This is a genomic window from Streptococcus sanguinis (assembly GCF_003943735.1).
Lineage (GTDB): Bacteria > Bacillota > Bacilli > Lactobacillales > Streptococcaceae > Streptococcus > Streptococcus sanguinis_E.
Genome location: NZ_RJMV01000016.1, coordinates 1 through 24,251, shown reverse-complemented (window position 1 = coordinate 24,251; position 24,251 = coordinate 1). Strand labels below are relative to the sequence as shown.

The window sequence follows — 24,251 nt, the reverse complement described above, 5'->3', positions numbered from 1 at the left end:
AGATTTAGTCGAATCTTGCTAGGCGATACCATCTTTTATGGGAGGTGAGTGATTCTTTCGTCTTTATCTAAAACTAGCACATCTGGCATGGAAAGATTATGCCAAAAGTTATAATCAATGCTGGAATCGAATGCGCTTAGTAAAATGCAGATAAGGTTACCATGAGAGCTAATGATAATCTCTTCGTTTTGATGCTTGCTTTCCAGTTCATGAAGAAGGGCTAAGGCTCGCTGTTGAGCTTGTTGATTAGACTCGCCACCAACGAGTGAAAATGCCGGCTGAGACCAAAGTTGCATGAGGGATTTTTCAAAATCTTGGTCGGCAATCGCTTGACTACTTAGCTTTCGCTCTATTAGCCGTTTGTCGGTTTGAATAGCGAGTTTCAGGCTCTGAGCCAAAGGTTCAACCGTCTGGGTGGCTCTTCGGTAAGGACTGGAATAAATGGCGGTAATGGGTTTGTCTGCTAAAAAGTCAAGCTGCGCCAAGGATTCTTGCCCTTTGTCTGATAATGGTCGGTTGATTTCATCAGGTGTATAGTTAGAATGCGCATGACGGATAAAATAGTAAGTGTTTTTCATAGGATGATTATAGCAAAATTTAAATCTCAATTCACTTTCTACCTATTTTCCACGCCGCTGTTCCTGTCTTTGTCCGCCTTTCGTGTTATAATAAACCTATGGAAAATAAGAATAAGTTATTATTAATCGACGGTTCGTCCGTTGCTTTTCGCGCTTTTTTTGCGCTTTATAATCAAATTGACCGTTTCAAGAGTCCATCGGGCCTGCATACCAATGCCATTTATGGCTTTCACCTCATGCTCAATCATCTCTTGGAGCGCGTGCAGCCGACTCATGTTCTGGTAGCTTTTGATGCTGGCAAGACGACCTTCCGGACCGAGATGTATGCTGACTATAAGGCTGGTCGGGCCAAGACACCGGATGAATTTCGTGAGCAGTTGCCTTTTATACGAGAAATGCTGAAGCACCTAGGCATTCACTTCTATGACTTGGCTCAGTACGAGGCGGATGACATTATCGGGACCTTGGACAAGATGGCTGAAAAGACAGCTGTGCCTTACGATGTGACCATTGTCAGCGGCGATAAAGACTTGATTCAGCTGACGGATGATAATACCGTGGTAGAGATATCCAAGAAAGGCGTAGCTGAGTTTGAGGAATTTACCCCAGCCTACCTCATGGAAAAGATGGGCATCACACCAGAGCAGTTCATTGACCTCAAGGCGCTGATGGGCGATCAGTCGGACAATATCCCCGGCGTGACCAAGATTGGCGAGAAGACTGGCCTCAAGCTCCTCTTGGAGTATGGCTCTTTGGAAAATCTCTATGAAAACATTGACCAGCTCAAGGCTTCCAAGATGAAGGAAAATCTGATCAATGACAAGGACAAGGCCTTCTTATCTAAAACCCTAGCCACCATCAATACTCAGGCTCCGATTGAAATCGGGCTGGATGATTTGGTTTATAAGGGTCCTCAGATAGAGGCCCTGAGTAAGTTCTATGACGAGATGGGCTTCAAGCAGCTCAAGGCTCAGCTAGGTACTGGTCAAGAGCCGGTAGAAGTCAAACCAATTGAATTGACAAAAGTGACTGAGGTGACAGCAGATATGTTGGCACCAGAGCAATTCTTCTATTTTGAAATCTTGGGTGACAACTACCACAAGGAAGAGATTGTCGGTCTTGCCTGGGGCGATAGCCGTCAGATTTATGTTGGCTCTAGCGACTTACTGCAGCAACCTCTCTTTCAGGAGTTTTTGACAAAAACAGCTCTGAAAACCTACGATCTCAAGCGGACTAAGGTACTGCTCAGTCATTACGGCATTGAACTGCCGGCAGCAGCCTTTGATGCGCGCCTAGCCAAGTATCTGCTTTCTACAGTTGAGGATAATGAGCTGGCGACTATTGCTCGGCTTTACGGCCAAACAATCCTGCCGACTGATGATGAGGTTTATGGCAAGGGAGCCAAGCGCGCTCTGCCGGAGCAAGAGCAGCTCTTTGAGCATCTAGCTCGTAAAATCCAAGTGTTGCTGGAAACAGAAGAGCAAATGAAAGACCAGCTCCGTTCCCACGATCAGCTGGATTTGTTGCTTGAAATGGAGCAGCCTCTGGCCTTTGTCCTAGCCAAGATGGAGATTGCGGGGATCAAGGTTGAGCGGGAAACCCTGCAGGGCATGCAGGCAGAAAATGAAAAGACGCTGGAAAGTCTGACGCAGGAGATTTATGATCTGGCTGGTCAGGAGTTCAATATTAACTCACCAAAACAGCTGGGAACCATTCTCTTTGAGGATATGGGCTTGCCGCTGGAGTATACCAAAAAGACCAAGACAGGCTACTCGACAGCGGTTGACGTGCTGGAGCGTTTAGCACCGATAGCACCGATTGTGTCTAAGATTCTGGAATACCGTCAAATCAGCAAGCTGCAGTCCACTTATATCATCGGACTGCAGGAGGCGATTGCGGCTGACGGCAAGATTCACACTCGCTATGTTCAGGATTTGACCCAGACGGGTCGCCTGTCCTCGGTTGACCCGAACCTGCAGAACATCCCCGTTCGTTTGGAGCAGGGGCGCCTCATTCGCAAGGCCTTTGTGCCGGAGTGGGCAGACAGCGTACTACTCAGCTCGGATTATTCCCAGATTGAGCTGCGGGTGCTGGCTCATATTTCGCAGGACGAGCATCTGATTGCTGCCTTTCAACATGGAGAAGATATTCACACGGCTACAGCCATGCGGGTCTTTGGTATTGAAAAGGCAGAGGATGTGACACCTAATGACCGTCGCAATGCCAAGGCTGTCAACTTCGGAGTAGTTTATGGAATTTCCGACTTTGGCCTAGCCAATAATCTGGGCATTTCCCGCAAGGCTGCTAAGGACTATATCCAGACCTATTTTGAGCGTTTCCCTGGTATCAAGAATTATATGGAAACCATCGTTCGCGAAGCGCGTGATAAAGGCTATGTAGAGACCATTTATCATCGCCGTCGTTCTTTGCCAGATATCAATTCCCGCAACTTTAACATCCGAAATTTTGCGGAGCGCACAGCCATTAACAGCCCGATCCAAGGCTCTGCTGCAGACATTCTCAAAGTCGCTATGATTAATCTGGACCGAGCTCTGACAGAGAAGAATTTTAAATCTCGCATGCTCTTGCAGGTTCACGATGAAATCGTGCTAGAAGTGCCAGCTGACGAGCTAACAGCCGTCCGCCAGCTAGTCAAAGAAACCATGGAAGCCGCGATTGAATTGGCCGTTCCATTAGTAGCTGATGAAAATGCCGGCCAAACTTGGTACGAGGCGAAGTAAAACAAGATACAAAGAGCGTCAAAACCGACTGAAAATTAGCAATTCGGACGGAGAAGCGATGCTCCTAGAACGGATTATCTATTTTCCGAGGTTTTAGCTCAGACTCAGTTAAGACGCAAACACTGCAAAATTATCCAGCTTTATTATGAATGAGGAGGAAATCTATGACTTATCATTTTCAAAATCCCAGCGATGCAATCGTCAAGCATTATTTGAAAAACAGCAAAGTGATTGCTGTTGTCGGACTGTCTGACCGCGAAGAAACAACCAGCAACCGTGTGTCCAAGGAGATGCAGGAGCGAGGCTATCGCATTATTCCAGTCAATCCGCGGGCAGCGGGCAGTCAAATTTTTGGTGAGACAGTTTATGCTAGTCTCAAAGATATTCCTTTTCCGGTGGATATTGTCGATGTATACCGCCGCAGTGAGTTTTTGCCAGATGTGGCACTGGATTTTCTGCAGACGGATGCCAAGGTTTTCTGGGCTCAGTTGGGCTTGGAAAGTGAAGAAGCTGAGCAGATTTTGCGGACAGCCGGTCGGGATGACATTGTCATGGACCGCTGCATTAAACGCGAGCATACCCGCTTGATTCTGGGCGAATAAGATGGCCAAGTTAGTCATCATTCGTGGCAATTCCGGCTCTGGCAAGTCTAGCCTAGCCAGGAAACTGCAGGCTCACTATGGCCGAGGGACTCTCCTGATATCGCAAGATACGGTTAGACGGGATATGCTCAAGGAAAAAGTTGAGCCGGGAAATTTATCTATTGACCTGACGGAAACATTGGCACGCTTCGGTTACGAACATGATTTGCTGGTTCTGGTAGAAGGGTTTTATGAGACGGACATTTACGGACAGATGCTCGAGCGGTTGAAAAAACTCTTCGCTCCGCAGGTCTTTGCCTACTACTATGACCTATCCTTTGAAGAAACAGTCCGCCGCCATCAGACTAGAGCTAAACAAGATGAATTCACTCCTGCCGACATGAAGCGCTGGTGGAAAGACCGAGACTTTTTAGGCTGGGAAGAGGAATCCTTTTTCACAGATGAGGATTCGCTGGAGGCAGCCTTTGATATAATCCGCTCTGCCCTTGACAGGCCAGACTAAAATACTAAATAAAAAAACAACTCACAAGCTTAAGACAAGGAGTTCCGTGCCTGTGGGTTGTTTTCTTTTGAGCTCGCTTTTTCTTTTTTCAACTCTTCGTAGAAGAGAATGTAAGCAGTCGCTGTATAAGGAAGAACCATAATATTCAGTACACTGTACGTCATTCTGGCCAGTAAATTCCAGCCGATGAAGCTCAGATCCAGCAAAAATAGCTTTCCCTTATAGCCCTTCATTAGCTTCCGGCTTTGACGAATAGTAGAGAAAGCTCCCTGGTAGGTGTCAGTCTCAAGCTGGTCATATAGGATCAGTTCTGCTTGAGAATATGCGTAGTACTGAGGGATGGTGATGCCTAGGCCAACCAATATCAAGAGGCTTCCCAGTAACATACCAGGTGTGTATTGAAGAATCTGTTGTCCTGCCTCGCTTTGAGCAGTCAGCACAGTATGGGCAGGAAGTTTTTCCGAAATATTGAGAATCTTATAAGCATTGAAGACGGACAGAAGACTCCCGCAAAATATAGGAAGATTCCAAAGGAAAAGCAATAGCTGCTTGAGCAAAACGGTTTTGAAAACAGGTGTGAAGTTCTTGCTCGTAAAAAGATGCCCAATATCTGAAAAGCGGACCTCATCCTTTTTCTTGCGGATGACACTTATCATGGTGTAGCTGGCAGAAAGCAGCAGGAGAGACGTGATAAACTGAATGGTCGTCGGAAAAAGAGTTCGGCTAATCAGAAAATATATGAACTGGCTGAAGGTCAGGTCGGAAACGGAGCCTCTTAGATTCCCAATAAGGGAAAGCAAGATGTTTAGGATACCGGCAAGAGTCGGAGCTGCAAACAAAAGAAAAATCCCATTCGTTTGGCTCCGGATGGTTCGAGCCTGAGCTCTGATGTTACTTAGATTCATAATTCCTCCATTTGGATTTGTCTGTTACATTATATCATACCCCGTGACAGATAGAAGTTTTTTTGGTAAAATCATACGGTATCTTGTGAGCCCTTGCTGCTCCTTATATAGAAGAAAAATCGCTGGGACTGTTTTTCCCAGCAGGAGGAAACATGTCAACATCACCGATTCAGTATCGTTTGATTAAAAAAGAAAAACACACAGGTGCTCGTTTGGGAGAGATTATCACGCCTCACGGGACTTTCCCGACGCCTATGTTTATGCCGGTTGGAACCCAGGCGACAGTTAAGACCCAGTCCCCTGAAGAGCTCAAGCAAATGGGCTCTGGTATTATCTTGGCCAATACCTATCATCTCTGGCTACGTCCAGGCGATGAGCTGATTGCCCGTGCAGGTGGCCTGCACAAGTTCATGAACTGGGACCAGCCTATTCTGACTGATAGTGGCGGTTTCCAGGTCTATTCTTTAGCTGACAGCCGCAACATCACAGAAGAAGGAGTAACTTTCAAGAACCACCTCAATGGTTCCAAGATGTTCCTGTCGCCAGAAAAGGCCATCTCTATCCAGAACAATCTGGGTAGCGACATCATGATGTCCTTTGATGAGTGTCCGCAGTTCTACCAACCTTATGACTATGTCAAGAAGTCTATTGAGCGGACCAGCCGTTGGGCAGAGCGTGGCCTCAAGGCCCACAGCCGTCCACACGACCAAAGTCTCTTTGGTATTGTTCAGGGTGCTGGGTTTGAAGATTTGCGTCGTCAGTCTGCTCAAGACTTGGTCAGCATGGATTTTCCAGGCTACTCTATTGGAGGACTGGCTGTTGGAGAGTCTCACGAAGAGATGAATGCGGTGCTAGACTTCACGACGCCTATGCTGCCTGAAAACAAGCCTCGCTATCTCATGGGAGTTGGGGCGCCAGATAGCTTGATTGATGGGGTTATCCGTGGCGTTGATATGTTTGACTGCGTCCTGCCGACTCGGATTGCCCGAAACGGTACCTGTATGACCAGCGAAGGACGTCTGGTGGTTAAAAATGCTCAGTTTGAGGAAGATTTCACGCCACTGGACCATGACTGTGACTGCTACACTTGCAGCAACTATACGAGGGCCTATATCCGCCACTTGCTTAAAGCGGATGAAACCTTTGGCATCCGCCTGACCAGTTATCATAATCTCTACTTCTTGGTAAACCTTATGAAGAAGGTCCGCCAAGCCATCATGGATGACAACTTGCTGGAATTCCGTGAAGACTTTATTGAGCGCTACGGCTACAATAAATCCAGCCGAAATTTCTAAGAACCTCCATTTGAAAGGAGAAGCCATGTCTGATGAAGAGAAATTGCTGAAAAGATTGACAGCGTATCTGTCAGGCGACCAAAACCATACCCTGCGTATTTACGGTCACGGTGCTTCGGGGAAGTCAACTTTTGCTCGAAAACTCCAGCTAGCCTTGGGTGAGGAACGAGTCAATCTGCTGGAAACAGATCCTTATGTAATTACTGGGGAGTATCGAGATTTGCTTAGTTCCAAAGATTTTCCTCATCAAAAAGTAACAGCCTGTCTCCCTGCGGTTCATGAACTAAGCAGTCTGGAGCGAGATATTTGCGCCTTGCAGTCTGGTCTAGATATTCTGACCATTTGCACAGCTTGGTCGCCTAGCTTGCGTTTATCAGCCCGAAAGCCTATTCTGATAGTAGAAGGTATGTCGGCTGCCTTTTTGCCTGAAAGTTTGTTTGATTTGTCGCTTTGCTTTTACACGGACGATCAGACTGAGTTAGAACGCCGCTTGGCAAGAGATGTGGCTGTGCGAGAGCGCAGGTCAGAGTGGATAGAGCAGACGCATCTGGCTCGACGAGAGCAATATAGGCACTTTTATCAACCCTATCTAGCAGCTGCAGACCTTGTCATCTGCCAGTCGGGCAATAGCTTTCGTATCGAAAAGGACAGCCCATTTCTATAAAGACAAAGAAGCCAAGGGTAAATTTTCATTTTTTTATCTCACTGATGTGCGTCAGTGAGATTTTGTATTTTCTGAATACAAAATCGAATAAATAGGTTAAAAGTCTAAATTTTCTTCTCTGTAATGATTTACAAGACTTATAAATTGTTTAGAAAACACTTTCATAAAAAATTATCCTAAAAATCTTTAAAAAATTACTCAAATCCCTTGCAATGACTGGTTCTTTGTGTTAAGATACTATGGTGCTGTAAAAATACAGTGTGTAGCTTTGATGCAAGAGGTTGCGACACGCTCGGTTGCATTGCCACGCAATCGTCTGTCGGTTTTCTTGTGGAGCTAGCCTATTATCTTAAATAGACGAAAAGGAGAAAAAGATGGCAAACAAAAAAATCCGCATCCGTTTGAAAGCTTACGAACACCGTACACTTGATACAGCGGCTGCAAAAATCGTAGAAACTGCTACTCGTACTGGTGCTGAAGTTGCGGGTCCAATCCCACTTCCAACTGAGCGCAGCCTCTACACAATCATTCGTGCGACTCACAAATACAAAGACTCTCGCGAACAATTTGAAATGCGTACTCACAAACGCTTGATCGATATCATCAACCCAACTCAAAAAACAGTTGACGCTTTGATGAAATTGGATCTTCCAAGTGGTGTGAACGTAGAGATTAAACTTTAATCTAAAGTTTGATCTAAACCAGAGCATGAAAAACGCTCGTTAAAAACTTTTTGAAAAAAATTATAGAAAAGGAAACATTTTCTCATGACAAAAGGAATCTTAGGGAAAAAAGTGGGAATGACTCAAATCTTCACTGAAGCTGGCGAATTAATCCCTGTAACTGTTATTGAAGCAGCTCCAAACGTTGTTCTTCAAGTTAAAACAGTTGAAACAGATGGTTACAACGCAGTTCAAGTTGGTTTTGATGATCTTCGTGACGTATTGAGCAACAAACCTGCCAAAGGCCATGTAGCGAAAGCTAACACAGCTCCTAAGCGCTTCATTCGTGAATTCAAAAACATTGAAGGCTTGGAAGTAGGAGCAGAAATCACTGTCGATACATTCGAAGCTGGTGATGTTGTTGATGTAACAGGAACTTCAAAAGGTAAAGGTTTCCAAGGTGTTATCAAACGCCACGGCCAATCTCGTGGTCCAATGGCTCACGGTTCACGTTACCACCGTCGTCCTGGTTCAATGGGACCAGTTGCACCAAACCGCGTGTTCAAAAACAAACGCTTGGCTGGACGTATGGGTGGCAACCGTGTAACGATTCAAAACCTTGAAATCGTACAGGTTGTTCCAGAGAAGAACGTTATCCTGATTAAAGGTAACGTACCAGGTGCTAAGAAATCTCTTATCACTATCAAGTCAGCAGTTAAAGCTGGTAAATAATAAAGAAAGGGGAAATCAGTCACAATGGCAAACGTAAAATTATTTGACCAAACTGGTAAAGAAGCTGGTGAAGTAGTTCTGAACGATGCGATCTTTGGTATTGAACCAAATGAATCAGTTGTCTTTGATGTTATCATCAGCCAACGCGCTAGCCTTCGTCAAGGAACTCATGCTGTTAAAAACCGTTCTGCAGTATCAGGCGGCGGACGCAAACCATGGCGTCAAAAAGGAACTGGACGTGCTCGTCAAGGTTCTATCCGCTCTCCACAATGGCGTGGTGGTGGTATCGTATTCGGTCCAACTCCTCGTTCATATGCTTACAAACTTCCGCGTAAAGTTCGTAGATTAGCATTGAAATCAGTTTACTCTGAAAAAGTTGCTGAAAACAAATTCGTAGCTGTAGACAGCCTTTCATTTACAGCTCCAAAAACTGCTGAGTTTGCAAAAGTGCTTGCTGCACTGAGCATCGATACGAAAGTCCTTGTTATCCTTGAAGAAGGAAACGAATTCGCTGCACTTTCAGCTCGCAACCTTCCAAACGTGAAAGTTGCAACTGCAACAACTGCAAGCGTTCTGGACATCGTAAACAGCGATAAACTTCTGGTTACTCAGGCAGCTATCTCTAAAATTGAGGAGGTTCTTGCATAATGAATTTGTACGACGTAATCAAAAAACCTGTTATCACTGAAGGTTCAATGGCTCAGTACGAAGCAGGCAAATACGTATTTGAAGTGGACACTCGCGCTCACAAACTCTTGATTAAGCAAGCTGTTGAAGCTGCTTTTGAAGGAGTTAAGGTTGCTAACGTTAACACTATCAATGTAAAACCAAAAGCAAAACGCGTTGGACGCTACACTGGTTTTACAAACAAAACTAAAAAAGCTATCGTAACACTGACAGCTGATTCTAAAGCAATCGAGTTGTTCGGTGCAGAAGAAGAATAATCTAAGGAGGAAATATCGTGGGAATTCGTGTTTATAAACCAACAACAAACGGTCGCCGTAATATGACTTCTTTGGATTTCGCTGAAATCACTACCAGCACTCCAGAAAAATCTTTGCTTGTTTCTTTGAAGAGCAAGGCTGGTCGTAATAACAACGGTCGCATCACTGTTCGTCACCAAGGTGGCGGCCACAAGCGTCACTACCGTTTGATTGACTTCAAGCGTAACAAAGACGCTGTTGAAGCAGTTGTAAAAACAATCGAGTATGATCCAAATCGTTCAGCAAACATCGCTTTGGTTCACTACACTGACGGTGTGAAGGCTTATATCATCGCTCCTAAAGGTCTTGAAGTTGGTCAACGTATCGTTTCAGGTCCTGAAGCAGATATCAAAGTCGGAAACGCTCTTCCGCTAGCTAACATCCCAGTTGGTACTTTGGTTCACAACATTGAGTTGAAACCAGGCCGTGGTGGAGAATTGGTTCGTGCTGCTGGAGCTTCTGCTCAAGTATTGGGTCAAGAAGGTAAGTACACTCTTGTTCGTCTTCAATCAGGCGAAGTTCGTATGATTCTTGGTACTTGCCGCGCTACAGTTGGTGTTGTCGGAAACGAACAACATGGACTTGTAAACCTTGGTAAAGCAGGACGTAGCCGTTGGAAAGGTATCCGCCCAACAGTTCGCGGTTCTGTAATGAACCCTAACGATCACCCACACGGTGGTGGTGAAGGTAAAGCACCAGTTGGTCGTAAAGCGCCATCTACTCCATGGGGCAAACCTGCTCTTGGACTTAAAACTCGTAACAAAAAAGCGAAATCTGACAAACTTATCGTTCGTCGTCGCAACGAGAAATAATTTAAAACAATCTATCCGCCAGCTCGGTAGCGCTGCTTAGTCAGCGCAGGCCGCTGTGGTACTTATTTAAAGGAGAAAATATAAAATGGGACGCAGTCTTAAAAAAGGACCTTTCGTCGATGAGCATCTGATGAAGAAAGTTGAAGCTCAAGCTAACGACGAAAAGAAAAAAGTCATCAAAACTTGGTCACGTCGTTCAACGATCTTCCCAAGTTTCATTGGTTACACAATCGCAGTTTATGACGGACGTAAACACGTACCTGTTTACATCCAGGAAGACATGGTAGGTCACAAGCTTGGTGAATTTGCGCCAACTCGTACTTACAAAGGTCACGCTGCAGACGACAAGAAAACACGTAGAAAATAAGGAGAACATAAATGGCAGAAATTACTTCAGCTAAAGCAATGGCTCGTACAGTGCGTGTTTCACCTCGTAAATCTCGTCTGGTTCTTGACAATATTCGTGGTAAAAACGTCGCTGACGCAATCGCAATCTTGAAATTCACTCCAAACAAAGCTGCTGGCATTATCGAAAAAGTTTTGAACTCTGCAATCGCTAATGCTGAAAACAACTTTGGTTTGGAAAAAGCAAACTTGGTAGTATCTGAAGCTTTCGCAAACGAAGGACCAACTATGAAACGTTTCCGTCCGCGCGCTAAAGGTTCAGCTTCACCAATCAACAAACGCACAAGCCACATCACTGTGGTCGTTGCAGAAAAATAAGGAGGTAACATCGTGGGTCAAAAAGTACATCCAATTGGTATGCGTGTCGGCATCATCCGTGATTGGGATGCCAAATGGTATGCTGAAAAAGAATACGCGGATTACCTTCATGAAGATCTTGCAATCCGTAAATTCGTTCAAAAAGAATTGGCTGACGCAGCGATTTCAACTATTGAAATTGAGCGCGCAGTAAACAAAGTAAACGTTTCTCTTCACACTGCTAAACCAGGTATGGTTATCGGTAAAGGTGGAGCAAACGTTGATGCACTCCGTGCAAAACTCAACAAATTGACTGGAAAACAAGTCCACATCAACATCATCGAAATCAAGCGTCCTGACTTGGATGCGCACCTGGTTGGTGAAGGAATTGCTCGCCAGCTTGAGCAGCGTGTTGCTTTCCGTCGTGCTCAAAAACAAGCTATCCAACGTACAATGCGTGCAGGAGCTAAGGGAATCAAAACTCAAGTATCAGGTCGTTTGAACGGTGCAGATATTGCCCGCAGCGAAGGTTACTCTGAGGGAACTGTTCCGCTTCACACTCTTCGTGCGGATATCGATTACGCTTGGGAAGAAGCTGATACTACTTACGGTAAACTGGGTGTTAAAGTCTGGATCTACCGTGGAGAAGTCCTTCCAGCTCGTAAAAACACTAAAGGAGGTAAATAACCAATGTTAGTACCTAAACGTGTTAAACACCGTCGCGAATTCCGTGGAAAAATGCGCGGTGAAGCTAAAGGCGGAAAAGAAGTAGCATTTGGAGAATACGGTCTTCAAGCAACTACTAGCCACTGGATTACTAACCGCCAAATCGAAGCTGCCCGTATCGCTATGACTCGTTACATGAAGCGTGGTGGTAAAGTTTGGATTAAAATCTTCCCACACAAATCATACACTGCAAAAGCTATCGGTGTACGGATGGGATCTGGTAAAGGTGCTCCAGAAGGTTGGGTTGCGCCAGTTAAGCGTGGCAAAGTAATGTTTGAAGTTGCTGGCGTTTCAGAAGAAATCGCTCGCGAAGCGCTTCGCCTTGCAAGCCACAAACTTCCAGTTAAATGTAAATTCGTAAAACGTGAAGCAGAATAAGGAGAAGGCATGAAACTTAATGAAGTAAAAGAATTTGTTAAAGAACTTCGTGGTCTTTCTCAAGAAGAACTCGCGAAGCGTGAAAATGAATTGAAGAAAGAATTGTTTGATCTTCGTTTCCAAGCAGCTGCTGGCCAATTGGAGCAGACAGCTCGTTTGAAAGAAGTGAAAAAACAAATCGCTCGTATTAAAACTGTTCAATCAGAAGTTAAATAATAGACTAGGGAAGGAGAATTTCAATGGAACGCAATAATCGTAAAGTTCTTGTCGGACGCGTTGTTTCTGACAAAATGGACAAAACAATCACAGTTGTAGTTGAAACTAAACGTAACCACCCAGTCTATGGTAAACGTATTAACTACTCTAAGAAGTACAAAGCACATGACGAAAACAATGTTGCCAAAGAAGGCGATATCGTTCGTATCATGGAAACTCGTCCGCTTTCAGCTACAAAACGCTTCCGTCTTGTAGAAGTCGTTGAAGAAGCGGTTATCATCTAATCAAACCAGAAAGGAGAAAACTTAAATGATTCAAACAGAAACTCGTTTGAAAGTTGCCGACAACAGCGGCGCTCGCGAAATCTTGACAATCAAAGTTCTTGGTGGCTCAGGACGTAAGTTCGCTAACATCGGTGATGTAATCGTTGCGTCTGTAAAACAAGCTACTCCTGGTGGTGCGGTTAAGAAAGGTGACGTTGTAAAAGCTGTTATCGTTCGTACTAAATCAGGTGCTCGTCGTAAAGATGGTTCATACATCAAATTTGACGAAAACGCTGCAGTCATCATCCGTGAAGACAAAACTCCTCGCGGAACTCGTATCTTCGGCCCAGTTGCTCGTGAATTGCGTGACGGTGGCTTCATGAAGATCGTATCATTGGCTCCAGAAGTACTTTAATCAAAAAATTAACAAACACAGTCCCCTGACAAAAGTCAGGGTGCCCTATGGGCGTAAGAATTAAGAGGAGAAATAAATGTTTGTAAAAAAAGGCGACAAAGTTCGCGTAATTGCTGGTAAAGACAAGGGTGTTGAAGCGCTTGTTGTTACAGCTCTTCCAAAAGTAAACAAAGTTGTTGTTGAAGGTGTAAACATCGTTAAGAAACACCAAAAGCCAAATAACGAAAACCCTCAAGGTGCTATCGTGGAAAAAGAAGCACCAATCCATGTGTCAAACGTTCAAGTTCTTGACAAAAATGGTGTTGCAGGACGTGTTGGCTACAAGTTTGTAGACGGCAAAAAAGTTCGTTACAATAAAAAATCGGGCGAAGTGCTTGACTAATCACGAAGGAAAGGAGAAGTATAATGGCAAATCGTTTAAAAGAAAAATATCTTAAAGAAGTAGTTCCTGCTTTGACTGAAAAGTTCAACTACTCATCTGTTATGGCTGTGCCAAAAGTGGATAAAATCGTTTTGAACATGGGTGTCGGTGACGCTGTATCAAACGCTAAAAACCTTGAAAAAGCTGCTGAAGAATTGGCTCTTATCTCAGGTCAAAAACCACTTATCACTAAAGCTAAAAAATCAATCGCCGGCTTCCGTCTTCGTGAAGGTGTAGCGATCGGTGCTAAAGTAACCCTTCGTGGCGAACGTATGTATGAATTCTTGGATAAATTGGTTTCAGTTTCTCTTCCACGTGTTCGTGACTTCCACGGTGTACCAACAAAATCTTTTGATGGACGCGGAAACTATACACTTGGTGTGAAAGAGCAATTGATCTTCCCAGAAATCAACTTTGATGACGTTGATAAGACTCGCGGTCTTGACATCGTTATCGTAACAACTGCTAACACTGACGAAGAGTCACGCGAATTGCTTACAGGCCTTGGAATGCCTTTTGCAAAATAATATAGGAGGTAAAACAAATGGCTAAAAAATCAATGATTGCTAAGAACAAACGCCCAGCTAAGTTCTCTACGCAAGCTTATACTCGTTGTGAAAAATGTGGCCGTCCACATTCCGTTTACCGCAAGTTTAAACTTTGCCGTGTTTGCTTCCGTGAATTAGCATACAAAGGACAAATCCCTGGCGTTACCAAAGCATCTTGGTAATATCATGATAAAAAGAGCGTAACAACCACAGCAAAAATAGGAAATTTGGTGAAGGAGCGATGCTCCAAAACAAATTTATCTTTTTTGCCCAGGTTGTAGCTCGTGTTCAAATAAGAGTTATCTTGTTCGAATGTGTCAATACAATCTGAGCCTAGCTCAATCATTAACTAGCAAGTGCAGCTTGCAAACTACTAGTAAGAGGAGAAATATAAAATGGTTATGACTGACCCAATTGCAGACTTTCTGACACGTATCCGTAATGCTAACCAAGCAAACCACGAAGTGCTTGAAGTGCCTGCATCAAACATCAAAAAAGGGATTGCTGAAATCCTGAAGCGTGAAGGTTTTGTAAAAAACGTTGAAATCATCGAAGATGACAAACAAGGCATCATCCGTGTATTTCTTAAATACGGACAAAATGGTGAAAAAGTTATCACTGGTTTGAAACGCGTTTCAAAACCAGGTCTGCGTGTTTACAAGAAACGCGAAGATCTTCCAAAAGTTCTGAACGGACTTGGAATTGCTATCCTTTCAACATCTGAAGGCTTGCTGACTGATAAAGAAGCACGCCAAAAGAATGTTGGTGGTGAGGTTATCGCTTACGTTTGGTAATATTTAGTTCCCAATTTCTTTGTGACTCTTCGTTATCGTCTCTTGCCTAACCCAAAGTTATGCCTGCGAGACGATTCCTAGATTCACTTTGAAATTGAAACCTAAATGTTCCTTTAAATCGAGAAATCGATTTAAGCCCCGTGAAAACTGGTCGCTTGCGGCCTGACAATCTAACAGGAGAATATATACATGTCACGTATTGGTAATAAAGTTATCGTGTTGCCTGCTGGTGTTGAGATCAGCAACAAAGACAACGTTGTAACTGTAAAAGGACCTAAAGGAGAACTGACTCGTGAGTTCTCAAAAGATATTGAAATCCGTGTGGAAGGAACTGAAGTAACTCTTCACCGTCCAAACGATTCAAAAGAAATGAAAACAATCCACGGAACAACTCGTGCCCTTTTGAACAACATGGTTGTTGGTGTATCAGAAGGATTCAAGAAAGAACTTGAAATGCGCGGGGTTGGTTACCGTGCACAACTTCAAGGCAAAAAGCTTGTACTTTCAGTTGGTAAATCTCATCCAGACGAAGTAGAAGCACCAGAAGGCATCACTTTTGAACTTCCAAACCCAACAACTATCGTTGTCAGTGGAATTTCAAAAGAAGTAGTCGGACAAACTGCAGCTTACGTACGTAGTCTGCGTGCTCCAGAGCCATACAAAGGTAAAGGTATCCGCTACGTTGGTGAATTCGTTCGCCGCAAAGAAGGTAAAACTGGTAAATAATCTTGTCTGGCTGATTTTTTCAGCCAAACAAGCTGTTTCCCAAGGTTGTGCATGAGCACAAGATTAAAATTAAGAGGTGAAAATTGTGATTACGAAACCAGATAAAAATAAAATCCGCCAAAAACGCCACCGTCGCGTTCGCGGAAAACTCTCTGGAACTGCTGATCGCCCACGTTTGAACGTATTCCGTTCTAATACAGGCATCTACGCTCAAGTGATTGATGACGTAGCGGGTGTAACGCTCGCAAGCGCTTCAACTCTTGACAAAGAAGTTTCAAAAGGAACTAAAACAGAACAAGCCGTTGTTGTTGGTAAGCTCGTTGCTGAACGTGCAGTTGCTAAAGGTATTTCTGAAGTCGTCTTCGACCGCGGTGGATATCTCTATCACGGACGTGTAAAAGCTTTGGCTGATGCAGCTCGTGAAAACGGATTGAAATTCTAAGAGGAGGACACTAGAAAATGGCATTTAAAGACAACGCAGTTGAACTTGAAGAACGTTTAGTTGCCATCAACCGTGTTACAAAAGTTGTTAAAGGTGGACGTCGTCTTCGCTTTGCAGCTCTTGTAGTTGTTGGTGATCGCAATGGTCGTGTTGGCTTCGGTACTGGTAAAGCTCAAGAAGTACCAGAAGCAATCCGCAAGGCAGTTGAAGATGCGAAGAAGAATTTGATTGAAGTACCAATGGTTGGCACAACAATTCCTCACGAAGTTCTTTCAGAATTTGGCGGAGCGAAAGTATTGCTTAAGCCAGCTGTTGAGGGTTCTGGAGTTGCTGCTGGTGGTGCGGTTCGTGCCGTCATCGAATTGGCAGGTGTAGCAGATGTTACATCTAAATCTCTTGGCTCTAACACTCCAATCAACATCGTTCGCGCAACTGTTGAAGGTTTGAAACAATTAAAACGCGCTGAAGAAGTTGCTGCCCTTCGTGGTATTTCAGTTTCTGACTTGGCATAAGAAAGGGGATAACATGGCTCAAATTAAAATTACTTTGACTAAGTCTCCAATCGGACGCATCCCGTCACAACGTAAAACTGTTGTAGCACTTGGACTTGGCAAATTGAACAGCTCAGTTATCAAAGAAGATAATCCAGCAGTACGCGGTATGATTACTGCAGTATCACACTTGGTAACTGTTGAAGACGTTAAATAAGCTTTGCTGGTTTAACAACTTTAAATTAAAATACGTTAGGGGATGGGATTTTCTCAGCCCCTAAAACTAAATATATGTATAGGCGAGTTTATATAGGAGACACCTTTTCTCCTATATGAGCGCTAGCATTTTACAAAAGAGGAGAAATAATATAATGAAACTTCATGAATTACAACCTGCTGCAGGTTCTCGTAAAGTCCGCAACCGTGTTGGTCGTGGTACATCATCTGGTAACGGTAAAACATCTGGCCGTGGTCAAAAAGGACAAAAAGCTCGTAGCGGTGGCGGCGTTCGCCTTGGTTTTGAAGGTGGACAAACTCCATTGTTCCGTCGTCTTCCAAAACGTGGTTTCCTGAACATCAACCGCAAAGAATATGCGATTGTTAACCTTGACCAACTGAACGCCTTTGAAGATGGCGCTGAAGTAACACCAGTTGTTCTCATCGAAGCAGGTATTGTAAAAGCTGAAAAATCAGGTATCAAGATTCTTGGTAACGGAGAATTGACAAAGAAATTGACTGTTAAGGCAGCTAAATTCTCTAAATCAGCTGAAGAAGCTATCACTGCTAAAGGTGGTTCAGTGGAAGTCATCTAAGCGAGGTGACCTATGTTTTTCAAACTATTAAAAGACGCATTTAAAATCAAACAGGTACGGTCTAAGATTCTGTTCACGATTTTCATCATCTTAGTTTTCCGTATCGGTACAACCATAACGGTTCCAGGGATTAATGCCAAAGCCTTAAGCAATTTGAATGATTTGCCATTCCTGAATATGCTGAGCTTGGTCTCTGGTAACGCCATGCGCAACTTCTCTGTCTTTGCACTTGGAGTCAGTCCTTACATCACAGCTTCGATCGTTGTTCAGCTGCTGCAAATGGACTTGCTTCCGAAGTTTGTAGAGTGGGGCAAGCAAGGGGAAGTGGGACGGAGGAAGCTGAATCAAGCGACTCGTTATATCGCCCTAGTTTTGGCCTTTGTGCAGGCAATTGGGATTACTGCTGGTTTTGATACTCTCTCAAGAGCTAATCTGGTTGCCAATCCTAATGTTCAGACCTACGCTTTGATTTGCGTTCTTCTAGCAACTGGTTCAATGATTGTAACTTGGCTAGGTGAGCAGATTACAGACAAGGGTTACGGAAATGGCGTTTCCATGATTATCTTTGCTGGTATCGTTTCAGCTATCCCTGATATGATTAAAGGTATCTATGAAGATTACTTTGTCAATATCCCTAGTAATCGTTTGACTTCATCCTTCATTTTTGTAGGGATTCTGATTGTGGCAGTCCTGCTTATCATTTACTTTACAACCTTTGTACAGCAGGCTGAATATAAAATTCCAGTTCAGTATACGAAAGTAGCGAAGGGTGCACCTTCTAGCTCCTATCTGCCACTGAAAGTCAATCCAGCTGGGGTCATTCCAGTAATCTTTGCCAGCTCGATTACAGCTGCACCGGCAGCGATTTTCCAAGTTGTCAGTGCCTTGGGCTATGACGCAGATTGGGTTAAGACAGCTCAGTCACTTTTGGCAACAACGACCATTAGTGGTATGTTCATGTACGCCTTCCTGATTGTCCTCTTTACATTCTTCTATACTTTTGTACAGATTAATCCAGAGAAGACAGCAGAAAATCTGCAAAAGAGCGGAGCCTACATTCCAGGTGTTCGTCCGGGTAAAGGAACAGAAGACTATATGTCTAAGCTGCTGCGTCGTTTGGCAACAGTTGGATCTCTCTTCTTAGGTTTCATTTCTATCCTGCCTATTTTGGCTAAAGATGTATTTGGATTGACAGATGCCGTTGCTCTTGGAGGAACCAGTCTCTTAATCATCATCTCAACCGGTATTGAGGGAATGAAACAGTTAGAAGGCTACCTGCTGAAGAGAAAGTATGTCGGCTTTATGGATACTTCAGAGTAAGGGACTTTTTGAATAGCTTTTCTAATGAGAAGCCCGTTCAGATAACCTTTCTTGAACCGAAAATAAACAAAATAAAAGGGGACAGAGTAGACTCACCCCCTTCTATTTTGTTTTTAAACGAGTTTATTAATCGGTTTAATAGATTGCTTTAAAAACAAAAAAGGAGACCAATCATGAATCTTTTGATTATGGGCTTACCAGGTGCTGGTAAAGGAACTCAAGCTGCTAAAATCGTTGAGCGCTTCAATGTTGCACATATTTCAACTGGAGATATGTTCCGTGCAGCGATTGCTAACCAAACAGAGATGGGCGTTTTAGCCAAGTCATATATTGACAAGGGCGAGTTGGTTCCAGACCAAGTGACAAACGGCATTGTCAAAGAGCGCTTGAGCCAGGATGATATTAAGCAAACAGGCTTCCTCTTGGATGGCTATCCGCGCACGATTGAGCAAGCAAATGCCTTGGATCAAACGCTAGCAGAGCTTGATTTAGCTTTGGACGGAGTTATCAATATCGAAGTGGATCCTAACAGCTTGCTGGAGCGTTTGAGCGGTCGGATTATCCATCGTGAAACAGGTGAAACCTTCCACAAGGTCTTCAATCCGCCAGCAGACTACAAGGAAGAGGATTATTACCAGCGCGAAGATGACAAGCCTGAGACAGTTAAACGTCGTTTGGATGTCAATATCGCACAAGGTCAGCCGATCATTGATCACTATCGCAGCAAAGGTCTAGTCCATGATATTCAAGGAAATCAAGATATTAATGATGTCTTCTCAGCTATCGAAAAAGTCTTGACAAATTTGAAATAAAAGCGTTTTTCCTGCTTGCAATATTTGACAAGTAGTGATACAATGAATTAGTCTGACTTATAATTGTTACCTCTGTGCTCAGAGGGATCAAATCGAAATTTATGGAGGTACTTTTGCGTGGCAAAAGACGATGTGATTGAGGTTGAAGGTAAGGTAGTTGATACAATGCCTAATGCAATGTTTACGGTTGAACTTGAAAATGGACATCAGATTTTAGCAACAGTTTCTGGTAAAATTCGTAAAAACTATATTCGTATTTTAGCGGGAGACCGTGTGACTGTAGAAATGAGTCCTTATGATTTGACACGTGGACGGATCACATACCGCTTTAAATAATCGAAAAACTTGGAGGGAAAAAATGAAAGTAAGACCATCGGTCAAACCAATTTGCGAATACTGTAAAGTTATTCGTCGTAATGGTCGTGTTATGGTAATTTGCCCAGCAAATCCAAAACACAAACAACGTCAAGGATAAGATAGAAAGGAGAAAAAATGGCTCGTATTGCTGGAGTTGACATTCCAAATGACAAACGTGTAGTCGTTTCACTGACTTATGTGTACGGTATCGGACTTCCAACTTCTAAGAAAATCTTGGCAGCTGCTGGAGTTTCAGAAGACATCCGTGTAAAAGATCTTACAATCGAACAAGAAGATGCTATCCGTCGTGAAGTAGATGCGATTAAAGTTGAAGGTGACCTTCGTCGTGAAGTAAACTTGAACATCAAACGTTTGATGGAAATCGGTTCATACCGTGGAATCCGTCACCGTCGTGGACTTCCTGTCCGTGGACAAAACACTAAAAATAACGCCCGCACTCGTAAAGGTAAAGCTGTTGCGATTGCAGGTAAGAAAAAATAATATAAGGAGGTAAAAAGTCTTGGCTAAACCAACACGTAAACGTCGTGTGAAGAAAAATATCGAATCCGGTATTGCTCATATTCACGCTACATTTAATAACACTATTGTTATGATTACTGATGTGCATGGTAACGCGATTGCTTGGTCATCTGCTGGAGCTCTTGGATTTAAAGGTTCTCGTAAATCTACACCATTTGCTGCCCAAATGGCATCTGAAGCAGCTGCTAAATCTGCACAGGAACACGGTCTGAAATCAGTTGAAGTTACTGTAAAAGGTCCAGGTTCTGGTCGTGAGTCTGCTATTCGTGCTCTTGCTGCCGCTGGTCTTGAAGTAACAGCTATTCGTGATGTGACTCCTGTACCACACAATGGTGCTCGTCCTCCAAAACGTCGCCGTGTATAATCACCAACCGTTACACTGCTTTTCGTTTAAGAGGGAGTATAGCAAATGATTGAGTTTGAAAAACCAAATATAACAAAAATTGATGAAAATAAAGATTATGGCAAGTTTGTAGTAGAGCCGCTTGAGCGTGGTTATGGTACAACATTGGGAAATTCTCTTCGCCGTGTGCTTTTGGCTTCACTTCCAGGTGCTGCCGTTACTTCAATTAATATTGAAGGTGTTTTGCACGAGTTTGATACGATTTCCGGTGTCCGTGAAGACGTGATGCAAATTATTCTGAACGTCAAAGGGATTGCTGTAAAATCTTACGTCCAAGACGAAAAGATTATTGAACTGGATGTTGAAGGACCAGCAGAAGTAACTGCTGGAGACATTTTGACAGACAGTGATATTGAAATTATAAACCCTGATCATTATCTCTTTACAATCGGAGAAGGCGCAAGCTTTAAGGCAACGATGACTGTCAACAGCGGTCGTGGTTATGTGCCTGCAGATGAAAATAAGAAAGATGATGCACCAGTGGGAACACTTGCGGTGGATTCCATCTATACGCCAGTGACAAAAGTTAATTACCAGGTTGAGCCAGCTCGTGTTGGTAGCAACGATGGTTTTGACAAACTAACCCTTGAAATTTTAACGAATGGAACAATTATTCCAGAAGATGCTTTGGGACTTTCAGCCCGCATCCTTACGGAACACTTGAATCTCTTCACTAACCTGACAGAAGTAGCTATCGCTGCAGATGTTATGAAGGAAGCAGAAAAGACTTCTGATGACCGCATTTTGGAACGGACAATCGAAGAATTAGATTTGTCAGTTCGCTCATACAACTGTTTGAAACGTGCAGGTATCAATACTGTATTTGATTTAACAGAAAAATCTGAGCCTGAAATGATGAAAGTTCGTAACTTAGGACGTAAGAGTCTAGAAGAAGTAAAAGTTAAACTTGCTGATCTCGGTCTGGGGTTAAAAAACGATAAATAAAGGAGGAATACATGGCTTACCGTAAACTAGGACGCACTAGCTCACAACGTAAAGCAATGCTTCGCGATTTGACTACTGATTTGCTGATCAACGAATCAATCGTGACAACTGAAGCTCGTGCTAAAGAAATCCGTAAAACAGTTGAAAAAATGATTACATTGGGCAAACGTGGAGACTTGCACGCTCGTCGTCAAGCTGCAGCTTTTGTACGCAATGAAATCGCATCAGAAAACTATGATGAAGCAACAGAAAAGTATACTACAACTACTGCTCTTCAAAAATTGTTCTCTGAGATTGCACCACGCTATGCAGAGCGCAACGGTGGATATACTCGTATCCTGAAAACTGAACCGCGCCGCGGAGATGCTGCGCCAATGGCAATCATCGAATTAGTATAAGATCATCAATCTTTGTTGAGTGTTATGATGATGGAATAGAAGCTCTATTCTTAGTCTAGCTCTGGTCTACCGCTAGGATTTTTTCCTAGCGGGAACACTCATCATATAGGTGATAATAGGTAGACGCTTGTTTACGAAATTGCTTTTAAGGCAAAAACAATTTCGTAAGCAGGCGTTTTTGCATGAGGCTAGGAAAATACCTTAAATTTTGTTATAATACTCTAACACTATCAAAAATTTATAGGAAATGAAAATGACTGATTCAATCCAAATTTTAAAAGAACGCTATTTAAAGAATATCAAAGAAAATCCAACTGTCTACATTGGCATTGAGTTAGAATTTCCTATTGTCAATAGCCAGGGCGGAGCAACGGATCCAAATGTTGCCAAGAATCTCTTGAAGCGTCTGTTGGAAGAGTATGATTTTGAGGCAGAACGATTTGATAGAGACGGGAACCCCATCCAACTGAAATCGACTAAAAATGAAGACAGAATTCTTTTTGAGGTCTCTTACAATACTTTAGAATTTGCTTTTGCCAAGGCTAGCAGAATTCAAGAAGTTGAAGAACGTTTTAAGGACTATCTGAACATTATTCAGCCAATTCTTCGCACAGAAAACCATGAAATTCAAGGTAAAGGTATTCATCCTTTCTGGTCAGAAAATGATAATAGTCCAGTTAAGTATCCAAGATATGAAATGCTGATGCAGTATTTAGCTATGGGAAAGAACATGGAAGGTTTGCACAATTATCCAGAATATGGTGCTTTTATCTGTGGGAGTCAAGTTCAGCTGGATGTTTCAAGAGAAAATTATTTAACTGTTATCAATGTCTTCAATCAAATTGAAGCTGCTAAGGCATACCTTTTTGCCAATTCAGAGTTTTCAGATTCTTCTTGGAATACAAAAATCGCTCGAGATATTTTCTGGGAGCAATCGATGCATGGCATTTTACAGGAAAATGCGGGTGTTAATTCGAAAGATTTTCAAACTGAAGATGAATTTTTTGCATATCTTGATAGATCAGCACTTTTTACTGCCGAACGAAATGGTCAATCCTACTATTTCTATCCGATAGCTGCTAATGAATACTTGAGCCAGAAAACTATTGAGGCTTATGACCTTTCAGGCGAAAAAACAAACTTGACTCCAAGGGAAGCAGACTTCAAGAATCACAGAAGTTACCAGTATCAAGATTTGACGACACGGGGGACAGTAGAGTTTCGGAGTGTCTGTACCCAACCTTTTGATAAAACCTTTTCTTCTGCTGCTTTTCATCTTGGTATTTTAGAAAATCTGGAAAATGTAAAAACCTATTTACAAGATGCTACCTTCTTTCAACAGGAAGGTCGGGATTACAAAGCTTTAAGAAGAAGGTTCTCTAAAAAAGAGTTGACCGCAAGTGAAACAAAGCATATTTATGAGCTCACAAAGACTTTGCTTCAGCTGGCGAGAGCTGGTTTAATAGCACGTCAACTAGGTGAGGAAGCTTATCTTCCCTCTCTTTAGTAGAGGCTGGCCTATGATGAATAAAAAATTCTAGAAAACTTTTAATTTTTTTCAAAAAAGGTATTGACAGTTGGTGGGTATAGGTGATATACTAATATAGTTGTCGCGAAAGACAAAGCCCTTTGAAAACTGAACAAGACGAACCAAGTGCAGGGTGACATAGAGATATGTAACCTGTCAAAAAACGAGAATAAATCTGTCAGTGGACAGTAATGAGTGCGAACTCAAACTTTTTAATGAGAGTTTGATCCTGGCTCAGGACGAACGCTGGCGGCGTGCCTAATACATGCAAGTAGAACGCTGAAGAGANGAGCTTGCTCTTCTTGGATGAGTTGCGAACGGGTGAGTAACGCGTAGGTAACCTGCCTGGTAGCGGGGGATAACTATTGGAAACGATAGCTAATACCGCATAAAATTGATTATTGCATGATAATTAATTGAAAGATGCAATTGCATCACTACCAGATGGACCTGCGTTGTATTAGCTAGTTGGTGAGGTAACGGCTCACCAAGGCGACGATACATAGCCGACCTGAGAGGGTGATCGGCCACACTGGGA

37 protein-coding genes and 1 rRNA gene are annotated in these 24,251 nt (G+C 43.2%); 36 read left to right on the top strand and 2 right to left on the bottom strand.

Annotated elements, in window-relative coordinates:
- Nucleotides 1-35 precede the first annotated feature (35 nt).
- Nucleotides 36-578 carry a histidine phosphatase family protein gene (locus D8877_RS11585; RefSeq protein ID WP_125353378.1) on the bottom strand — a complete coding sequence of 181 codons (543 nt, stop codon included), beginning with the start codon at nucleotides 576-578 and terminating at the stop codon, nucleotides 36-38.
- Nucleotides 579-676: 98 nt separating this feature from the next.
- On the opposite strand from D8877_RS11585, the gene polA reads away from it, so the two are divergent.
- The 3 genes from polA to D8877_RS11570 all read left to right on the top strand — a co-directional run bounded on the left by polA (nucleotide 677) and on the right by D8877_RS11570 (nucleotide 4,423).
- Nucleotides 677-3,319, top strand: a complete 2,643-nt coding sequence (gene polA / locus D8877_RS11580; RefSeq protein WP_125353376.1) for a DNA polymerase I — start codon at nucleotides 677-679, stop codon at nucleotides 3,317-3,319.
- A 164-nt stretch (nucleotides 3,320-3,483) separates the two neighbouring features.
- Nucleotides 3,484-3,921 carry a CoA-binding protein gene (locus D8877_RS11575; protein ID WP_125341508.1) on the top strand — a complete coding sequence of 146 codons (438 nt, stop codon included), beginning with the start codon at nucleotides 3,484-3,486 and terminating at the stop codon, nucleotides 3,919-3,921.
- A 1-nt stretch (nucleotide 3,922) separates the two neighbouring features.
- Nucleotides 3,923-4,423, top strand: coding sequence for a kinase (locus D8877_RS11570; RefSeq protein WP_125341509.1), 501 nt, complete (start codon nucleotides 3,923-3,925; stop codon nucleotides 4,421-4,423).
- Between the two features lie 29 nt (nucleotides 4,424-4,452).
- On the opposite strand, the gene D8877_RS11565 is transcribed toward D8877_RS11570, so the two are convergent.
- Nucleotides 4,453-5,328: a DUF975 family protein gene (locus D8877_RS11565; RefSeq protein ID WP_125341510.1), complete on the bottom strand. Its 876-nt coding sequence runs from the start codon at nucleotides 5,326-5,328 to the stop codon at nucleotides 4,453-4,455.
- Nucleotides 5,329-5,480: 152 nt separating this feature from the next.
- On the opposite strand from D8877_RS11565, the gene tgt reads away from it, so the two are divergent.
- The 33 genes from tgt to D8877_RS11400 form a co-directional block, all read left to right on the top strand.
- The gene (gene tgt, locus D8877_RS11560; RefSeq protein WP_125341511.1) at nucleotides 5,481-6,623 is read left to right on the top strand and encodes a tRNA guanosine(34) transglycosylase Tgt; all 1,143 of its coding nucleotides are present in this window, start codon (nucleotides 5,481-5,483) and stop codon (nucleotides 6,621-6,623) included.
- 25 nt (nucleotides 6,624-6,648) lie between these two features.
- A complete protein-coding gene (locus D8877_RS11555; RefSeq protein WP_002907498.1) occupies nucleotides 6,649-7,287 on the top strand; it encodes a uridine kinase family protein in 639 nt (212 codons plus the stop codon).
- Between the two features lie 374 nt (nucleotides 7,288-7,661).
- Nucleotides 7,662-7,970 (top strand): 30S ribosomal protein S10, encoded by a 309-nt coding sequence (gene rpsJ, locus D8877_RS11550; protein ID WP_002894478.1) that lies wholly within the window; start codon nucleotides 7,662-7,664, stop codon nucleotides 7,968-7,970.
- Between the two features lie 84 nt (nucleotides 7,971-8,054).
- Nucleotides 8,055-8,681, top strand: a complete 627-nt coding sequence (rplC, locus tag D8877_RS11545; protein ID WP_002907497.1) for a 50S ribosomal protein L3 — start codon at nucleotides 8,055-8,057, stop codon at nucleotides 8,679-8,681.
- A 24-nt stretch (nucleotides 8,682-8,705) separates the two neighbouring features.
- Nucleotides 8,706-9,329, top strand: a complete 624-nt coding sequence (gene rplD / locus D8877_RS11540; RefSeq protein WP_002907496.1) for a 50S ribosomal protein L4 — start codon at nucleotides 8,706-8,708, stop codon at nucleotides 9,327-9,329.
- The gene (locus tag D8877_RS11535) at nucleotides 9,329-9,625 is read left to right on the top strand and encodes a 50S ribosomal protein L23 (protein WP_002894481.1); all 297 of its coding nucleotides are present in this window, start codon (nucleotides 9,329-9,331) and stop codon (nucleotides 9,623-9,625) included. The genes rplD and D8877_RS11535 overlap by 1 nt, the downstream gene beginning before the upstream one ends.
- Nucleotides 9,626-9,642: 17 nt before the next feature.
- On the top strand, nucleotides 9,643-10,476 hold the full coding sequence (gene rplB / locus D8877_RS11530) for a 50S ribosomal protein L2 (RefSeq protein WP_002894482.1): 834 nt from the start codon (nucleotides 9,643-9,645) through the stop codon (nucleotides 10,474-10,476).
- A gap of 85 nt (nucleotides 10,477-10,561) precedes the next feature.
- A complete protein-coding gene (gene rpsS / locus D8877_RS11525; protein WP_000533766.1) occupies nucleotides 10,562-10,843 on the top strand; it encodes a 30S ribosomal protein S19 in 282 nt (93 codons plus the stop codon).
- 11 nt (nucleotides 10,844-10,854) lie between these two features.
- Nucleotides 10,855-11,199, top strand: coding sequence for a 50S ribosomal protein L22 (gene rplV, locus D8877_RS11520; RefSeq protein ID WP_002894484.1), 345 nt, complete (start codon nucleotides 10,855-10,857; stop codon nucleotides 11,197-11,199).
- A 12-nt stretch (nucleotides 11,200-11,211) separates the two neighbouring features.
- Complete coding sequence (rpsC, locus tag D8877_RS11515) at nucleotides 11,212-11,865, top strand: 30S ribosomal protein S3 (RefSeq protein ID WP_002894486.1); 654 nt, start codon at nucleotides 11,212-11,214, stop codon at nucleotides 11,863-11,865.
- A gap of 3 nt (nucleotides 11,866-11,868) precedes the next feature.
- Nucleotides 11,869-12,282 (top strand): 50S ribosomal protein L16, encoded by a 414-nt coding sequence (rplP, locus tag D8877_RS11510; protein WP_000960948.1) that lies wholly within the window; start codon nucleotides 11,869-11,871, stop codon nucleotides 12,280-12,282.
- A 9-nt stretch (nucleotides 12,283-12,291) separates the two neighbouring features.
- Nucleotides 12,292-12,498: a 50S ribosomal protein L29 gene (gene rpmC, locus D8877_RS11505; RefSeq protein ID WP_002894488.1), complete on the top strand. Its 207-nt coding sequence runs from the start codon at nucleotides 12,292-12,294 to the stop codon at nucleotides 12,496-12,498.
- Nucleotides 12,499-12,521: 23 nt separating this feature from the next.
- The gene (rpsQ, locus tag D8877_RS11500; RefSeq protein WP_000440801.1) at nucleotides 12,522-12,782 is read left to right on the top strand and encodes a 30S ribosomal protein S17; all 261 of its coding nucleotides are present in this window, start codon (nucleotides 12,522-12,524) and stop codon (nucleotides 12,780-12,782) included.
- Between the two features lie 25 nt (nucleotides 12,783-12,807).
- A complete protein-coding gene (rplN, locus tag D8877_RS11495) occupies nucleotides 12,808-13,176 on the top strand; it encodes a 50S ribosomal protein L14 (RefSeq protein WP_002894494.1) in 369 nt (122 codons plus the stop codon).
- Between the two features lie 76 nt (nucleotides 13,177-13,252).
- Nucleotides 13,253-13,558: a 50S ribosomal protein L24 gene (gene rplX / locus D8877_RS11490; RefSeq protein WP_002894497.1), complete on the top strand. Its 306-nt coding sequence runs from the start codon at nucleotides 13,253-13,255 to the stop codon at nucleotides 13,556-13,558.
- 23 nt (nucleotides 13,559-13,581) lie between these two features.
- The gene (rplE, locus tag D8877_RS11485) at nucleotides 13,582-14,124 is read left to right on the top strand and encodes a 50S ribosomal protein L5 (RefSeq protein WP_002894499.1); all 543 of its coding nucleotides are present in this window, start codon (nucleotides 13,582-13,584) and stop codon (nucleotides 14,122-14,124) included.
- A 17-nt stretch (nucleotides 14,125-14,141) separates the two neighbouring features.
- A complete protein-coding gene (locus D8877_RS11480; RefSeq protein WP_001085697.1) occupies nucleotides 14,142-14,327 on the top strand; it encodes a type Z 30S ribosomal protein S14 in 186 nt (61 codons plus the stop codon).
- A gap of 213 nt (nucleotides 14,328-14,540) precedes the next feature.
- The gene (gene rpsH, locus D8877_RS11475; protein ID WP_002899666.1) at nucleotides 14,541-14,939 is read left to right on the top strand and encodes a 30S ribosomal protein S8; all 399 of its coding nucleotides are present in this window, start codon (nucleotides 14,541-14,543) and stop codon (nucleotides 14,937-14,939) included.
- A gap of 189 nt (nucleotides 14,940-15,128) precedes the next feature.
- A complete protein-coding gene (rplF, locus tag D8877_RS11470) occupies nucleotides 15,129-15,665 on the top strand; it encodes a 50S ribosomal protein L6 (RefSeq protein WP_002894503.1) in 537 nt (178 codons plus the stop codon).
- A gap of 85 nt (nucleotides 15,666-15,750) precedes the next feature.
- On the top strand, nucleotides 15,751-16,107 hold the full coding sequence (gene rplR / locus D8877_RS11465) for a 50S ribosomal protein L18 (protein ID WP_009659213.1): 357 nt from the start codon (nucleotides 15,751-15,753) through the stop codon (nucleotides 16,105-16,107).
- A 17-nt stretch (nucleotides 16,108-16,124) separates the two neighbouring features.
- On the top strand, nucleotides 16,125-16,619 hold the full coding sequence (gene rpsE, locus D8877_RS11460) for a 30S ribosomal protein S5 (RefSeq protein WP_002894506.1): 495 nt from the start codon (nucleotides 16,125-16,127) through the stop codon (nucleotides 16,617-16,619).
- 13 nt (nucleotides 16,620-16,632) lie between these two features.
- Entirely contained in the window at nucleotides 16,633-16,815 is a 183-nt protein-coding gene (rpmD, locus tag D8877_RS11455) for a 50S ribosomal protein L30 (RefSeq protein WP_002899668.1), read from the top strand.
- A gap of 154 nt (nucleotides 16,816-16,969) precedes the next feature.
- Nucleotides 16,970-17,410: a 50S ribosomal protein L15 gene (rplO, locus tag D8877_RS11450; RefSeq protein WP_002901833.1), complete on the top strand. Its 441-nt coding sequence runs from the start codon at nucleotides 16,970-16,972 to the stop codon at nucleotides 17,408-17,410.
- A 12-nt stretch (nucleotides 17,411-17,422) separates the two neighbouring features.
- Nucleotides 17,423-18,730, top strand: coding sequence for a preprotein translocase subunit SecY (secY, locus tag D8877_RS11445; protein WP_111676779.1), 1,308 nt, complete (start codon nucleotides 17,423-17,425; stop codon nucleotides 18,728-18,730).
- A gap of 173 nt (nucleotides 18,731-18,903) precedes the next feature.
- Nucleotides 18,904-19,542, top strand: coding sequence for an adenylate kinase (locus tag D8877_RS11440; protein ID WP_111676777.1), 639 nt, complete (start codon nucleotides 18,904-18,906; stop codon nucleotides 19,540-19,542).
- Between the two features lie 117 nt (nucleotides 19,543-19,659).
- The gene (infA, locus tag D8877_RS11435) at nucleotides 19,660-19,878 is read left to right on the top strand and encodes a translation initiation factor IF-1 (protein WP_001029883.1); all 219 of its coding nucleotides are present in this window, start codon (nucleotides 19,660-19,662) and stop codon (nucleotides 19,876-19,878) included.
- Between the two features lie 22 nt (nucleotides 19,879-19,900).
- A complete protein-coding gene (gene rpmJ, locus D8877_RS11430; protein WP_001808836.1) occupies nucleotides 19,901-20,017 on the top strand; it encodes a 50S ribosomal protein L36 in 117 nt (38 codons plus the stop codon).
- A 17-nt stretch (nucleotides 20,018-20,034) separates the two neighbouring features.
- On the top strand, nucleotides 20,035-20,400 hold the full coding sequence (gene rpsM / locus D8877_RS11425; RefSeq protein WP_002894516.1) for a 30S ribosomal protein S13: 366 nt from the start codon (nucleotides 20,035-20,037) through the stop codon (nucleotides 20,398-20,400).
- A gap of 19 nt (nucleotides 20,401-20,419) precedes the next feature.
- Nucleotides 20,420-20,803, top strand: coding sequence for a 30S ribosomal protein S11 (gene rpsK, locus D8877_RS11420; protein ID WP_001118385.1), 384 nt, complete (start codon nucleotides 20,420-20,422; stop codon nucleotides 20,801-20,803).
- A 45-nt stretch (nucleotides 20,804-20,848) separates the two neighbouring features.
- A complete protein-coding gene (locus tag D8877_RS11415; protein WP_002894519.1) occupies nucleotides 20,849-21,787 on the top strand; it encodes a DNA-directed RNA polymerase subunit alpha in 939 nt (312 codons plus the stop codon).
- 11 nt (nucleotides 21,788-21,798) lie between these two features.
- On the top strand, nucleotides 21,799-22,185 hold the full coding sequence (gene rplQ / locus D8877_RS11410) for a 50S ribosomal protein L17 (RefSeq protein ID WP_002894521.1): 387 nt from the start codon (nucleotides 21,799-21,801) through the stop codon (nucleotides 22,183-22,185).
- Between the two features lie 247 nt (nucleotides 22,186-22,432).
- Nucleotides 22,433-23,692, top strand: coding sequence for a glutamate-cysteine ligase family protein (locus D8877_RS11405; RefSeq protein ID WP_125353373.1), 1,260 nt, complete (start codon nucleotides 22,433-22,435; stop codon nucleotides 23,690-23,692).
- Between the two features lie 232 nt (nucleotides 23,693-23,924).
- A 16S ribosomal RNA gene (locus D8877_RS11400) occupies nucleotides 23,925-24,251 on the top strand; the annotation flags it as partial.

What these genes read in the sequence shown, in the direction of transcription:
- D8877_RS11555 (WP_002907498.1), top strand. Translation starts at nt 6,649, where the DNA reads ATGTCTGATGAAGAGAAATTGCTGAAAAGATTGACAGCGTATCTGTCA.
- rpsQ (WP_000440801.1), top strand. Translation starts at nt 12,522, where the DNA reads ATGGAACGCAATAATCGTAAAGTTCTTGTCGGACGCGTTGTTTCTGAC.
- D8877_RS11480 (WP_001085697.1), top strand. Translation starts at nt 14,142, where the DNA reads ATGGCTAAAAAATCAATGATTGCTAAGAACAAACGCCCAGCTAAGTTC.
- D8877_RS11585 (WP_125353378.1), bottom strand. Translation starts at nt 578, where the DNA reads ATGAAAAACACTTACTATTTTATCCGTCATGCGCATTCTAACTATACA.
- D8877_RS11415 (WP_002894519.1), top strand. Translation starts at nt 20,849, where the DNA reads ATGATTGAGTTTGAAAAACCAAATATAACAAAAATTGATGAAAATAAA.
- D8877_RS11405 (WP_125353373.1), top strand. Translation starts at nt 22,433, where the DNA reads ATGAAAATGACTGATTCAATCCAAATTTTAAAAGAACGCTATTTAAAG.
- rplP (WP_000960948.1), top strand. Translation starts at nt 11,869, where the DNA reads ATGTTAGTACCTAAACGTGTTAAACACCGTCGCGAATTCCGTGGAAAA.
- D8877_RS11535 (WP_002894481.1), top strand. Translation starts at nt 9,329, where the DNA reads ATGAATTTGTACGACGTAATCAAAAAACCTGTTATCACTGAAGGTTCA.
- D8877_RS11570 (WP_125341509.1), top strand. Translation starts at nt 3,923, where the DNA reads ATGGCCAAGTTAGTCATCATTCGTGGCAATTCCGGCTCTGGCAAGTCT.
- rplX (WP_002894497.1), top strand. Translation starts at nt 13,253, where the DNA reads ATGTTTGTAAAAAAAGGCGACAAAGTTCGCGTAATTGCTGGTAAAGAC.
- polA (WP_125353376.1), top strand. Translation starts at nt 677, where the DNA reads ATGGAAAATAAGAATAAGTTATTATTAATCGACGGTTCGTCCGTTGCT.
- rpsJ (WP_002894478.1), top strand. Translation starts at nt 7,662, where the DNA reads ATGGCAAACAAAAAAATCCGCATCCGTTTGAAAGCTTACGAACACCGT.
- rpmD (WP_002899668.1), top strand. Translation starts at nt 16,633, where the DNA reads ATGGCTCAAATTAAAATTACTTTGACTAAGTCTCCAATCGGACGCATC.
- D8877_RS11575 (WP_125341508.1), top strand. Translation starts at nt 3,484, where the DNA reads ATGACTTATCATTTTCAAAATCCCAGCGATGCAATCGTCAAGCATTAT.
- rplO (WP_002901833.1), top strand. Translation starts at nt 16,970, where the DNA reads ATGAAACTTCATGAATTACAACCTGCTGCAGGTTCTCGTAAAGTCCGC.
- rpsM (WP_002894516.1), top strand. Translation starts at nt 20,035, where the DNA reads ATGGCTCGTATTGCTGGAGTTGACATTCCAAATGACAAACGTGTAGTC.
- rpsS (WP_000533766.1), top strand. Translation starts at nt 10,562, where the DNA reads ATGGGACGCAGTCTTAAAAAAGGACCTTTCGTCGATGAGCATCTGATG.
- rplN (WP_002894494.1), top strand. Translation starts at nt 12,808, where the DNA reads ATGATTCAAACAGAAACTCGTTTGAAAGTTGCCGACAACAGCGGCGCT.
- rplV (WP_002894484.1), top strand. Translation starts at nt 10,855, where the DNA reads ATGGCAGAAATTACTTCAGCTAAAGCAATGGCTCGTACAGTGCGTGTT.
- rplF (WP_002894503.1), top strand. Translation starts at nt 15,129, where the DNA reads ATGTCACGTATTGGTAATAAAGTTATCGTGTTGCCTGCTGGTGTTGAG.
- rplC (WP_002907497.1), top strand. Translation starts at nt 8,055, where the DNA reads ATGACAAAAGGAATCTTAGGGAAAAAAGTGGGAATGACTCAAATCTTC.
- rplQ (WP_002894521.1), top strand. Translation starts at nt 21,799, where the DNA reads ATGGCTTACCGTAAACTAGGACGCACTAGCTCACAACGTAAAGCAATG.
- rpmJ (WP_001808836.1), top strand. Translation starts at nt 19,901, where the DNA reads ATGAAAGTAAGACCATCGGTCAAACCAATTTGCGAATACTGTAAAGTT.
- rpmC (WP_002894488.1), top strand. Translation starts at nt 12,292, where the DNA reads ATGAAACTTAATGAAGTAAAAGAATTTGTTAAAGAACTTCGTGGTCTT.
- tgt (WP_125341511.1), top strand. Translation starts at nt 5,481, where the DNA reads ATGTCAACATCACCGATTCAGTATCGTTTGATTAAAAAAGAAAAACAC.
- rpsH (WP_002899666.1), top strand. Translation starts at nt 14,541, where the DNA reads ATGGTTATGACTGACCCAATTGCAGACTTTCTGACACGTATCCGTAAT.
- D8877_RS11565 (WP_125341510.1), bottom strand. Translation starts at nt 5,328, where the DNA reads ATGAATCTAAGTAACATCAGAGCTCAGGCTCGAACCATCCGGAGCCAA.
- rplE (WP_002894499.1), top strand. Translation starts at nt 13,582, where the DNA reads ATGGCAAATCGTTTAAAAGAAAAATATCTTAAAGAAGTAGTTCCTGCT.
- rplD (WP_002907496.1), top strand. Translation starts at nt 8,706, where the DNA reads ATGGCAAACGTAAAATTATTTGACCAAACTGGTAAAGAAGCTGGTGAA.
- rpsE (WP_002894506.1), top strand. Translation starts at nt 16,125, where the DNA reads ATGGCATTTAAAGACAACGCAGTTGAACTTGAAGAACGTTTAGTTGCC.
- secY (WP_111676779.1), top strand. Translation starts at nt 17,423, where the DNA reads ATGTTTTTCAAACTATTAAAAGACGCATTTAAAATCAAACAGGTACGG.
- D8877_RS11440 (WP_111676777.1), top strand. Translation starts at nt 18,904, where the DNA reads ATGAATCTTTTGATTATGGGCTTACCAGGTGCTGGTAAAGGAACTCAA.